At 42.7% G+C, this 12,367-nt stretch carries 11 protein-coding genes; 9 read left to right on the top strand and 2 right to left on the bottom strand.

All coding sequences use genetic code 11. From position 1 onward, the window contains the following. The first annotated feature begins 12 nt into the window (after positions 1-12). The 4 genes from BJR36_RS01725 to BJR36_RS01710 all read left to right on the top strand — a co-directional run bounded on the left by BJR36_RS01725 (position 13) and on the right by BJR36_RS01710 (position 5,154). On the top strand, positions 13-2,004 hold the full coding sequence (locus BJR36_RS01725) for a DNA topoisomerase (RefSeq protein WP_091229203.1): 1,992 nt from the start codon (positions 13-15) through the stop codon (positions 2,002-2,004). A gap of 44 nt (positions 2,005-2,048) precedes the next feature. Further along, positions 2,049-2,744, top strand: coding sequence for an acyltransferase (locus BJR36_RS01720; RefSeq protein ID WP_091229200.1), 696 nt, complete (start codon positions 2,049-2,051; stop codon positions 2,742-2,744). A 143-nt stretch (positions 2,745-2,887) separates the two neighbouring features. Next, the gene (locus tag BJR36_RS01715) at positions 2,888-3,595 is read left to right on the top strand and encodes an ABC transporter ATP-binding protein (protein ID WP_091229198.1); all 708 of its coding nucleotides are present in this window, start codon (positions 2,888-2,890) and stop codon (positions 3,593-3,595) included. Next, the gene (locus tag BJR36_RS01710; RefSeq protein ID WP_091229196.1) at positions 3,583-5,154 is read left to right on the top strand and encodes a putative ABC exporter domain-containing protein; all 1,572 of its coding nucleotides are present in this window, start codon (positions 3,583-3,585) and stop codon (positions 5,152-5,154) included. Before BJR36_RS01715 ends, BJR36_RS01710 begins: the two co-directional genes overlap by 13 nt. Before the next feature lie 252 nt (positions 5,155-5,406). On the opposite strand, the gene BJR36_RS01705 is transcribed toward BJR36_RS01710, so the two are convergent. Continuing rightward, entirely contained in the window at positions 5,407-6,660 is a 1,254-nt protein-coding gene (locus tag BJR36_RS01705; protein ID WP_091229193.1) for an MFS transporter, read from the bottom strand. A 70-nt stretch (positions 6,661-6,730) separates the two neighbouring features. Next, complete coding sequence (locus BJR36_RS01700; protein ID WP_091229190.1) at positions 6,731-7,522, bottom strand: zinc dependent phospholipase C family protein; 792 nt, start codon at positions 7,520-7,522, stop codon at positions 6,731-6,733. A 219-nt stretch (positions 7,523-7,741) separates the two neighbouring features. Between BJR36_RS01700 and BJR36_RS01695 the strand changes: the two genes are divergently transcribed. The 5 genes from BJR36_RS01695 to BJR36_RS01675 all read left to right on the top strand — a co-directional run bounded on the left by BJR36_RS01695 (position 7,742) and on the right by BJR36_RS01675 (position 12,355). Continuing rightward, on the top strand, positions 7,742-8,434 hold the full coding sequence (locus tag BJR36_RS01695) for an iron-sulfur cluster assembly scaffold protein (RefSeq protein WP_091229187.1): 693 nt from the start codon (positions 7,742-7,744) through the stop codon (positions 8,432-8,434). An 18-nt stretch (positions 8,435-8,452) separates the two neighbouring features. Then, positions 8,453-9,463 carry a GGGtGRT protein gene (locus BJR36_RS01690; protein ID WP_091229184.1) on the top strand — a complete coding sequence of 337 codons (1,011 nt, stop codon included), beginning with the start codon at positions 8,453-8,455 and terminating at the stop codon, positions 9,461-9,463. 216 nt (positions 9,464-9,679) lie between these two features. After that, entirely contained in the window at positions 9,680-10,513 is an 834-nt protein-coding gene (locus BJR36_RS01685; protein WP_091229907.1) for a MurR/RpiR family transcriptional regulator, read from the top strand. A 495-nt stretch (positions 10,514-11,008) separates the two neighbouring features. After that, entirely contained in the window at positions 11,009-11,458 is a 450-nt protein-coding gene (locus BJR36_RS01680; protein ID WP_242875426.1) for a NanQ anomerase/TabA/YiaL family protein, read from the top strand. Between the two features lie 63 nt (positions 11,459-11,521). Next, a complete protein-coding gene (locus tag BJR36_RS01675) occupies positions 11,522-12,355 on the top strand; it encodes a MurR/RpiR family transcriptional regulator (protein WP_242875425.1) in 834 nt (277 codons plus the stop codon). Positions 12,356-12,367 lie beyond the last annotated feature (12 nt).

Below are 12,367 nucleotides of genomic sequence, written 5' to 3'. Positions count from 1 at the left end.
AGTTGGTAATACATGTCCAAATCATTATACATAGCAGAAAAGCCAAGCGTTGCACAGGAATTCGCAAAAGCGCTGAAGCTGGATACCAGAAGACGGGACGGCTATATAGAAGCAGACCAGGCGATTGTGACCTGGTGCGTAGGCCACCTGGTCACCATGAGCTATCCTGAAGCCTATGATCCTTCACTGAAGAGATGGAGTCTGTCGACTCTTCCGTTTCTTCCGAAGGAGTTTAAATATGAAGTGATTCCGAACGTCAAAAAACAGTTCGATACTGTAAGCGGGCTTATGAACCGCGAGGATGTCGATATGATCTATGTCTGTACTGACTCCGGACGCGAAGGGGAATACATATACCGTCTTGTTGAACAGATGGCGGGTGTGAAAAACAAGAAAAGGAAAAGGGTATGGATCGACTCACAGACCGAAGATGAGATACTAAGGGGCGTGGAGAATGCCAAGGATCTTGCGGAATATGATAACCTTTCGGCAGCGGCTTATCTGAGGGCAAAAGAGGATTACCTGATGGGGATCAATTTTTCAAGGCTGCTGACCCTGAAATACGGAAATACCATATCGAAATATCTGAAAACAGACAGAACAGTACTTTCGGTAGGCAGGGTAATGACATGCGTGCTGGGTATGGTGGTCCGAAGAGAGAGAGAAATCAGGGAATTCGTCAAGACTCCGTTTTTCAGAGTCCTGGCCGGACTTGACTGTGAAGGCAGGGAGTTTGAGGCGGAATGGAAAGCCGTAGCCGGTTCCAGGTATTTTGAATCAAGAGACCTTTATAAGGAGAACGGATTCAAGGAAAGAGAAAAGGCGGAGGAGCTCATTCAGACGCTTACCTCCGAACAGCCGGTTATTTCAGTCATAGAATCGATAGAAAAAAAGAGGGAAAACAAGAACCCTCCGCTTCTTTTTAATTTGGCTGAACTTCAGAATGACTGCTCGAGGCTGTTTAAGATCAGCCCTGATGAGACACTGAAAGTGGTGCAGGAGTTGTATGAAAAAAAGATGGTCACCTATCCGAGGACGGATGCAAGGGTCCTGTCAACTGCAGTAGCGAAGGAAATACAAAAAAATATAGGCGGTCTTAAGAATTTTTCGCTGGTATCGGAATTCGCATCCGAGGTGCTCGATTCGGGAAATTATAAGAATATCGAGAAGACCAGATATGTCAACGACAAACAGATTACAGACCATTATGCGATCATTCCGACAGGCCAGGGGATGAATGCCCTCAGGAGCCTTTCTCCAACATCTGCTCAGATTTACGAGCTGATCGCAAGAAGATTTCTAAGCATCTTCTATCCGGCTGCAGTCTATCAGAAAGTCAGTGTCGTGACGAAGGTGAAAGGGGAAAGCTTTTTTGCCAATTTTAAGGTCCTGGCTGATGAGGGATATCTGAAAGTGACCGGCAACTCCTTTGACAAGAAGAAAGCGGAGGATCAGGATGGGGATGACGCAAAATGCGATGAGGCCTTCATGAATATACTGAAATCGCTGAAAAAAGGTTCGGAACTTCCGGTCAGGGATATGTATGTCAAGGAGGGAGAGACATCTCCACCGAAACGTTATAATTCCGGTTCGATGATTCTTGCAATGGAGAATGCGGGACAGCTGATAGAGGACGATGAGCTCAGAGCACAGATCAAGGGAAGCGGTATCGGAACGAGCGCCACAAGGGCTGAGATCCTGAAAAAGCTTGTAAACATAAAATACATTTCCCTGAACAGCAAAACCCAGATGATATCTCCGACACAGCTTGGAGACATGATTTATGATGTGGTGAACGCTTCGGTCAGATCGCTGCTGAATCCCGAACTGACTGCCAGCTGGGAAAAAGGTCTCACCTATGTCGCAGACGGGGATATAACTCCTGATGAATACATGGAAAAACTGGAAAAATTTGTTGGAGGAAGGACGCATGGGGTCCTGAACCTGAATAATCAGCATGCACTATTGAAAAGCTTTGACAGTCTGGCGGTAAATTACAAATAACCGTTTTGACATAAATATGGAAACAGAGAAAGAGGGAGAATTGTATGGAACAGTTGAAAATCCAGAATTTATTTGATTTAGATCAGACGATCGCCAGGGAATTATTTGAAGGAAAAAGCTATCCCTGGGAGGTACTTCCTGAAATTGGAAGTTTCATCCTTGAATTGGGAGCAACACTGAGTCCTGAAGAATACGAAGTAAGGGAAGAAAATATATGGATAGCAAAAACAGCAAAAGTCGCTCCGTCTGCATATATCCATGGTCCTGCTATAATAGGAAAAGATGCTGAAATCCGCCATTGCGCATTCATCAGGGGAAATGCAATAGTGGGAGAAGGTGCGGTAGTTGGAAATTCGACTGAGCTGAAGAATGTTGTGCTTTTCAATAAGGTGCAGGTCCCGCATTATAACTATGTAGGCGATTCTATTCTGGGATACAAGGCTCATATGGGAGCAGGCTCAATCACTTCCAATGTAAAGTCGGATAAGACCCTTGTAACAGTCAAAATGAAGGATATGCAGATTGGCACACAGCTCAAGAAGTTCGGTGCGATGCTTGGAGATAATGTAGAGGTGGGATGTAATTCCGTTCTGAATCCGGGTACTATTGTTGGACGAAACAGCAATATATATCCGCTTTCCAGTGTAAGAGGATTCGTGCCTAAAAACAGCATATTCAAAAAAGAAGGCGAGATCGTGTCAAAAAATGCTTCCGTACAGCCTGAAATCAGCAGAGCTTAGACCGGAGCAGTCATAGGATCAGGTATAAACAAAAAAAGTTTCCATATATATACAAAACATCTCTTGACAAATATTTAACTAAATTATATGATTGTATTAGGATACTAGTACAATTATATAAGCGTTGACAAGGGGGACAAGAGATGCTTGAAGTTAGGAATTTGGTAAAAAAATACGGTAAGATTGTTGCGGTGAAGGATGTAGGGTTTTCGCTTGAAAACGGAACTGTCGGGATACTGCTTGGGCCAAACGGCGCAGGAAAATCAACCATCATTAAAAGTATCGCCGGTCTGCTGAGGTTCACCGGTGACGTCAGAATTGAAGGCATGCCGGCCAGAGATGTGAATGCAAAAAGGGTCTTTGCCTATGTGCCGGAAATTCCGGCGATGTTTGAGATGCTGACGGTGAGAGAGCATATGAACTATGTGAAACAGGCATATGCCCTGGACGTCACGGAAGAAGAGATAGACGCGCTGTTAGAGCGTTTTGAACTCAGGGACAAGCAGGATAAGCTTGGAAATGAACTTTCCAAGGGGATGATGCAGAAGGTCAGCATATGCTGTGCCCTGCTGATCAAGCCAAGGGTTATTCTTTTTGATGAGCCGATGGTAGGGCTTGATCCAATGGCAATCAAGGAACTCAAGAACGTGATTGGTGAACTTAAATCGGACGGAGTGACGGTCCTGATAAGTACCCATATGCTTGAAATGGTAGAAGAGCTTTGGGATGTCATGTTTGTGATGGAAGAAGGAACGATCATAGGCGAATATACGAAAGAGGATGCCAAGGGCAAGGCTCTGGATGAGCTCTTTTTCGGGATTACGGGCGGTGAAGAACAATGGAGAGCTTAATCTATGTCTACCGTGCGTCAATCCGAAACAGTCTGAAAAGATCGCTTAAAAAACCTGTCACTTATATTTATCTGGTGCTCGCAGGCTGCTATCTTACAGGTATGCTCTTTGCGATGCCGGAGATGATAACTGACATGGGGCTTGATAACCCGAAAGGACTGGTTGTGATCTTGTCGTTTTTCACATTGATGACGGTTCCCATGAATCTGCTGTCGTATGCAAAAAGGAGAGGGCTTGTGTTCAAAAACAGTGATGTCCAGTTTGTGTTTACATCGCCTGCGGCTCCGAAACTTGTGCTCCTGTACGGTCAGATCAGGCAATATATAATGGGATTCGTCTTCAGTCTGCTGCTTGCTTTTGCAGGGGTTTTCTGGTTCCATGTCTCAGCCTGGATAATGGTGGCATATTTTGTCCTCGCATTTGCTGTGGAAAATGTACTGGAAGCTTCAATGATGGTACTGATTTATGGAAATGAAGGCGACGGAGAAAAGACGGCGAAAGTCATAAGATGGTGTGTATTTGGAATTTTAGGCATTCTCGTTCTGTTTGGTCTTTACCTTTTCTATTCCGAAAATGCTTCCTTTAATATAGTGAGTCTTTTTCTGAATCATCCTTTTCTTCAGATGGTACCGCTTGCAGGATGGAACATAGCGTTTATCAGGCTTCTGCTCCTGGGTCCTACCGCACTGAACGTTGCATGCACGGTTCTATACTGCATAACGGCATTTGTACTAGGCGTACTGGCATGGAAAATGAAATGCACAGGGGCATATTATGAGGACGCCATGAGTTTTGCAGAGGATTATACGAATGTGCTTGAGAAATCCAGAAAAGGAGAGGCAGTTTTTCTGTTCGGCAAGAAAAAGAAATACAGAAAGGCAGATATCGTATACAAAGGAAGTTACGCAAAAGCCATATTTTACAGGCAGCTGCTCGAGTATAAGAAGAACCGTTTTTTCATTTTCAGTCCTTTCAGTCTTGTCTGTCTGGGTGCGGGCTGCGCGATCGCCTTTTTTGCATCCAGGAACGATGTTGATCTGTACGGTATTTTCGTGATTCCAGGTGTGTCCGCATATATTGCGGTATTATTCAGCGGATATCCGACGAAGTGGGAAAAAGAACTGATGAATCCATATACTTATCTGATTCCGGATACGGCAATGAAGAAATTATGGTATGCAACACTTGTCGAACACATCAGGGCATTTGTTGACGGCTGTCTGATAGCGGTGCCGGCGGGGATTTTTCTAGGCTTGAATGCCTTTCAGATTCTTCTGTGTATTTTGATTCATGTATCTATACAGGCGAACAGGCTCTATCTGGTTGTATTTGTGGAGGCCTTTCTTGGCAAAGTTCTGCCAATGCTTTTCAAGCGGTTTACAAAAATGTTTCTGCAGATGTTCTTTATGGGGATTTCCATAGCGGCAGCGGTAATTGGCACGCTGCTGATCAATGTGGAAGCTGGATTTGTTCTGGCAATCCTAATGAGCGGAGCAGGCACCCTGATTGCCGCATTGGGGGCATCTGTCCTGTTTGAGAGAATGGAGAGTATAGAGTAGGCAGCAAATTATAGAACAAAGAGTTTCGCTTGAGAAACTCCCGCGCTGACGCGCAGTCGCTTTTGCGACATATTCTTCTTGTGCGTCATGCGCATCCTCGCGGAGCGTTTTAATTCATAGGAAATTTGAGGAATTTCCTATGAATTAAAAAAGGGCGTAAGGCATGCCGGTCCGGCAGTCTTACGCTCTTTTTTGTCTGGCTGTAAATGAAGTATTTCCTGAGTGAAAAATTCCATAAAAAATTTGAAGCCCTTATGACCTTGCAGTATTAAGGGCTACAGCTCTCCTGAATAAAATAAATCCGATTACGAACATTATGGATATAACAGCAACGCCCGCCCTTGAGGTGTTGAATACCTGTGTCGCGATGCCCATTGTGAGCGTTCCGGCAAAGGAAGCGCCCTTGCCGAAGATGTCGAAGAAACCGAAGTATTCACTCGATTTTTCTTTCGGGATGATCTTGGCAAAATAGGAACGGGACAGCGCCTGCACGGCCCCCTGGAACATGGCAACGCATACGGCCAGAAACCAGAATTCCCATGCATGGTTAAGCTGCAGGGCAAACAGGGCAATTGCAAAATAGCCTGCTATGCAGATGCTGATCAGTTTTTCTGTCCTGAAGCTTTTGGAAAGCCTTCCGAACAGCAGGGCGAAAGGGAAGGCTACAACCTGGGTAAGCAGCAGGGCATAGAGCAGCTGGTTGTCGCTGATTCCGACATCCTTTCCATACGAGGTTGCCATTTCAATAATGGTATAGACGCCATCAATATAGAAGAAAAAGGCAATTAGGAAAGCGAAGATTTCCCTGTGGGGTTTGATATCCTTGATTACAGATGCAAGACGCCGGAAGCTTTTTTTTATGACATGTTTTTCAACTTCCACATAATAAGTCTGTTTATAGTTCTTAAGAAGCGGCAGGCTTACGAAAAACCACCAGAGCGCATTGAGTATAAAGGCGATTCCGGTAGCAGTTGAAGTGGTAAGCGAAAAACTGCCGGCATTCAGTATAAGAAGAAGGCTTATTGTAAAAGGCACACAGCTTCCGATATACCCCCATGCATAGCCCATTGAGGAAATGGAGTCCATGCGTTCGTCGGTTGTAATATCGGGGAGCATGGCATCGTAGAATATGAAGCTGGATGATATTCCGACTTTGGCAATTATAAAAACTGTCAGAAATGCAATCCACGGCATCGGAACTGCGAGGGCCGCACATCCGAGAACGCCGAGCATCATGAAGAGTGCGAATAAGGGCTTCTTATAACCACGGGTGTCGGCCAGGGTGCCGCAGATCGGTCCGAGGATTGCAACTATGACAGTGGCGATTGATATGGAATAACCCCAGTATGCAGTGGAGTCAGAGGCTGAAACGCCGTTGGCCTGTGCAATATTTTTGAAATAGATAGGAATGATTGTTGATATCAGCATAATAAATGCAGAATTTCCGATGTCGTATAAAATCCAGTACTTTTCGAGCTTTGTCAATCTGTCTTTTGAACTGTTCATGATGGTAGCCTCCTTCTGATCGTGAGAGATTATGTAATTCCAGTATTATCTGTCCCGGCTGTGTATAAGTCTACAAGTAGTTCCTGCTGAATCGGCTGCTCAGTTTTTCGGAATTGTTGAGATTTGAATGGTATTCGTGGAGCATTTTTACTGTAGGACAGACTGTAGCAGAACTTAGGATTTTCAAGGTGTTGCAGGTATCCGCACAGGCAGGATTGGGTTCATGCTTTACCATAAGTCCAATCATATGATCGTAGTTTCCGGTAATTCTGAGAGCTGCGATTATAAAATTCCTTTTCAGTATTCCGGGTGCAACCAATAAGTTGAGATAAGCCTTCATGGATTTCAGTGCAGAAAGAATCTGCTTCTTCGAGATGGCCTTGAAGAACCAGGAGATGCATTCCGCGTTCGCGATGTCCGGATTCAGGTGTCCTGTCGGTCTGAATGCGAGCGGATTCAGACCGTCTTCCACAATGAGAGCCCTGTCGAATTCCATCTCGATTTCAGCATGGGAAATGCCAGTAGATACAACTTTTTCTTCGATATATGGATGACATTCGCTATCAAGCATAAAGTGGCAGATAAAACCAAGAATATAGGAAGTGGCGGCATCGGGATCCGGACATTTCTGGATGATCGAACGAGCCATTTTGAAAAATTCATCAGCATTTTTCTTATGGAGACGGTCGCCGGCCTGGATAATCGGATTTGCGTGCAGCGGATTATAATAGAAAAGGATATCCGGTCCATGAAGGCCGAGGTAGAAAAGAGGCAGGTGTCCGGTGATGAGCTCTTTGATTTCCGGATTCAGGTTTTCCAGTACTTTTTTTCCGAAAGAGTAGTGAGCATAGGTAGTTGGCATATGAATTCCTCCGTATTTCAAATGTTAGAATGGATTTTTGGGATCAGTAATTAGAAAAAAACAAAAATTGCTAGACACATCCACAATATTATGCGAAAATAACAAAGGAGTGTGTGTTAACAATTTAGCAAAAAACCATATATACATAATAACACATGCAAAGTGTGTGGTCTATCCGCACATTAAAAATTTCAAGTTATAGTTGAAAGGAGTCTTAAAATGATTTATTCACATGAAGTAGAACAAATGTGTAAAGTAGCACAGGGCGTTAACCATGGTGCTGCGCCAATCCCAGAAGAAGCAAAATGGGTAAAAGCAAAAGACGTAACAGATATTTCCGGTTTAACACACGGTATCGGCTGGTGTGCACCTCAGCAGGGAACTTGTAAATTAACACTTAACGTTAAAGAGGGTATTATCCAGGAAGCATTAGTTGAAACAGTTGGATGTTCAGGTATGACACATTCAGCAGCGATGGCTTCTGAAATCTTACCAGGAAGAACTATCCTTGAAGCTTTAAATACAGACTTAGTATGTGATGCTATCAACACTGCAATGAGAGAGTTATTCTTACAGATCGTATACGGAAGAACTCAGTCAGCTTTCTCAGAAGACGGACTTCCAATCGGAGCAGGTCTTGAAGATTTAGGAAAAGGCTTAAGATCACAGGTTGGTACTATGTACGGAACACTTGCAAAAGGACCTCGTTACCTTGAAATGGCAGAAGGCTATGTAACAGGCGTTGCTCTTGACGCAGACGATGAAATCATCGGATACCAGTTCGTAAGCTTTGGCAAGATGATGGATTTCATCAAAAAAGGCGACGATGCAAACACAGCTTTTGAAAAATCCAAAGGTCAGTACGGAAGAGTAGCAGATGCTGTTAAGATTATTGACCCAAGACACGAGTAATAGAGGAGGTAAAACAAGATGGCTTTATTTGAATCATATGAAAGACGTATAGATAAAATCAACGCTGTATTAAACAGCTATGGTATCGCTTCTATCGAAGAAGCTGAAAAAATCACTAAAGATGCCGGATTAGACGTATATAATCAGGTTAAAGGAATTCAGCCAATCGCTTTTGAAAATGCAAGCTGGGCTTACGTAGTAGGCGCTGCAATCGCAATCAAAAAAGGCTGCAGAAGAGCTGCTGATGCTGCCGCTGCAATCGGTGAAGGCCTACAGGCTTTCTGTATTCCTGGATCAGTTGCTGATCAGCGTAAAGTAGGTTTAGGACACGGGAACCTTGGAAAAATGCTTCTTGAAGAAGAAACAGCATGTTTCTGCTTCCTGGCTGGACATGAATCTTTCGCAGCAGCAGAAGGAGCTATCGGTATCGCAGAAAAAGCCAACAAAGTACGTAAAGCACCTTTACGCGTTATCTTAAATGGTCTTGGAAAAGATGCTGCTCAGGTAATCTCAAGAATCAACGGCTTCACTTATGTAGAAACAGAAATGGATTACTACACGGGAGAAGTTAAAGAAGTTTTCAGAAAATCATATTCTGAAGGCCTCAGAGCAAAAGTTAACTGCTACGGCGCAAATGACGTAACAGAAGGCGTTGCAATCATGCACAAAGAAGGCGTTGACGTATCCATCACTGGTAACTCAACTAACCCTACAAGATTCCAGCATCCGGTTGCAGGTACATACAAAAAAGAATGTATCGAACAGGGTAAAAAATACTTCTCAGTAGCATCAGGCGGTGGTACAGGAAGAACTCTTCACCCAGATAACATGGCAGCTGGTCCTGCTTCATACGGTATGACAGATACTATGGGACGTATGCATTCAGATGCACAGTTCGCTGGTTCTTCATCAGTTCCAGCTCACGTTGAAATGATGGGACTTATCGGTATGGGTAACAACCCTATGGTTGGTGCTACTGTTGCAGTTGCAGTATCCATCCAGGAATCAGCTGACGCTGGTAAATTCTAAGAAAACACAAAAGAGTCAGATATGCTTGTTCAGAAGCATATCTGATTTTTTTATCCGGAATTTTGTGAATTATGTTAAACTTGAAATAATTTTCATAAACCCATATAATATAACTTATCAGAAGGAAAACAAGCGATGGCGCAGCCATCATTTGTTTTCACCTGATAAGTTAGCGAAAATAATCCGTTTATCTACGGAGACAAAAGGGTGGATGTTATGAATTATGCCGATGATATGGTTGTGAAAAATATAATCAAAGTTTATGATAAGCTAACAAATGTGGAGAAGAATATAGCGGAGTTTTTCCTCAACAATAAGGAAAAATCAAACTTTTCATCTAAAAGCATTTCCGAAAAGCTTTTTGTTTCAGAAGCCTCCCTTTCAAGATTTGCAAAAAAATGCGGATACAAGGGCTTCCGTGAATTGATCTACGATTATGAGAGAAGTTTTGAAAATACGAAAAAAAATGACAGCATCGATGATATGACGAAAAGGGTTCTGGATATATATCAGGGCATTTTGAATAAGAGCTTTAAACTTGTTGATGAATCTCAGATGAAACGGATTGCGACGATGCTTACAAAAAGCAGCCAGGTTTACGTGATTGGAATGGGAAGCTCAGGAATTGCAGCGGACGAGTTCCAACTCCGTTTTATGAGACTGGGTCTGCGTGTCGAGGCGATCAGTGATTCCCATAGGATTAAGATGAATTCTGCTCTGGCAGATGAAGATACACTTCTGATCGGAATATCCATAAGCGGCAAGACCCGGGAGATTTTGGAGGGAATGCGCATTGCGAAGGAAAGAGGAGCGAAGATACTTTTTATAACGGGAGGGAATCCGGAAGATTATACTGATATTTGTGATGATGTGCTGAGAATTGCTTCTTCAAAAAACCTGGAGATAGGAACTGCGATTTCACCTCAGTTTCCGATACTTGTCATGGTCGATATTTTTTATACATATTACCTTAATACGGATTTGTATAACAAGTCAGCGAAACACACAGAAACATTGTCAGCTCTTTTGAGAGGTGAATTTGGAAGGTGATTCCTGAATTTAAAAAACCTGATAAGAAAAAAACAATATGAAAGCAACGGTAGAAGGAAAACCCTGATACCGTTGCTTTTTTTAAAATGAAAATATGTTGTGTGATAAGTCTTTTCTCTGAACAAAGCTGTCAAATGACAAGTAGTGCTTCGGATTCCGTTAAGATAAATATCAGGAGATAAGAATGGTTCGGCTTGGAAAATGCTATTTTCCAGCTATTATTTAAAACAATAAAAATGTATTATTGCAAAAACGTTGAATCAATATGTTTAAAATACACTATGACATTGGTAATATATTTCAAGCAGACAACTAAAAGCACAAAAACTAACATGGTGGAAGTTCGATAATTGTATAAAGTGACTAAACAGGTGAAAGTGATTTCAGAACAAGGCACATATATTGAAATTAATTTTAAAGAGAATATAATAAGCACATAGACATGAATGAAACAGTTCATATATGTTCATTGGTGTTCAAAAGGAGGGACGCAACGTGATTTTGGGTAATGTGAAATATGCAGGCAATGGAACAGAACTGACCAGCCAAATCGGGAAATGCCTTTCATACGCAACAGAGAATGGATTGTTGGAAAGGGAACCGGGCAGTTATGAAATTGAAGGAAAAGATCTGTTTGTAAACATTGTTTCATACGAGACAACAGTTCCTGAAAAACGCTTTTGGGAAGCGCACAGACAATATCTGGATGTGCATCTTATGCTGGAAGGCACGGAAGAGATTGACCTTAATTTTATCGACAACCTGGTACAGAAAGATTATGTTCCTGATGATGATTTTCTTCCCCTCGATGGGAAAAAAGCCTCAAGTGTGATTTTGAGTCCGGGAGATTTCCTTGTATGTTATCCGGAGGATGCTCATATGACGGCAGTACAGGTCGAAAAGCCCGGAAGGATCAAAAAAGCGATTTTTAAAATTAAAATCTAGACAGCACCTGTAGAAGATGTATCATTTGCTTTTTTAGCTGGGAGGTGTTGGTGGAGGGATTGTGTGGATCATTTTGATGTAGTTGTGATTAGACATATAATCGAATCTTATGACAGCCTGACGAATGTGGAGAAGAGTATCGCAGAATTTTTCATGGAAAATAATGAAAGGACGGACTTTTCTTCAAAAGCAATAGCGGCAAGGCTCTTCGTATCAGAAGCTTCTTTGTCAAGATTCGCAAAGAAATGCGGATATAAAGGTTTCCGTGAATTCATTTATGATTACGAAAGAAGTTTCGATTATTCCCAAAGGAACAGCAACATAAATGAACTGACAAAACGAGTATTGGATATTTACCAGAACCTGTTGAACAAGACAGTGAAGCTGGTCGATGAATCGCAGATGAACAGAATTGCGAAAATGCTTTCGGAAAGCAGCCAGGTTTATGTTATGGGTATGGGCAGTTCGGGAATCGCCGCTGACGAATTTCAGCTGAGGTTCATGAGATTAGGGCTTCGAGTGGTAGCAGTGAAGGATTCCCACAGAATAAAGATGAATGCAGCATTAGCAGATGAAAATACGCTGGTCATAGCGATTTCGATAAGCGGCAGAACAAAGGATATTCTGGAAGGGATGAAGATTGCGAAAGAAAGAAAAGCCAGGGTACTATTTATTACAGCAGGCAGACATGAGGAATACGCAGACACATGTGATGAACTTCTAAGTATTGCATCCACCGCAAATTTAGAAGGAGGCACTATGATTTCTCCGCAGTTCCCGATTCTGGTGATGACGGATATATTCTATACTTATTTCCTGAATACTGATTTCTACTATAAATCAGCCAAGCACAGGGAAACGGTATCCGCCCTGACCAGAGGTGATGATTTCGGATAATCCGGGTCAGAG

This window comes from Anaerobium acetethylicum (assembly GCF_900096945.1).
Classification (GTDB): domain Bacteria; phylum Bacillota; class Clostridia; order Lachnospirales; family Lachnospiraceae; genus Anaerobium; species Anaerobium acetethylicum.
Note: the sequence above shows the minus strand (reverse complement) of the source record. Positions and strands in the feature narration are given on the sequence as shown.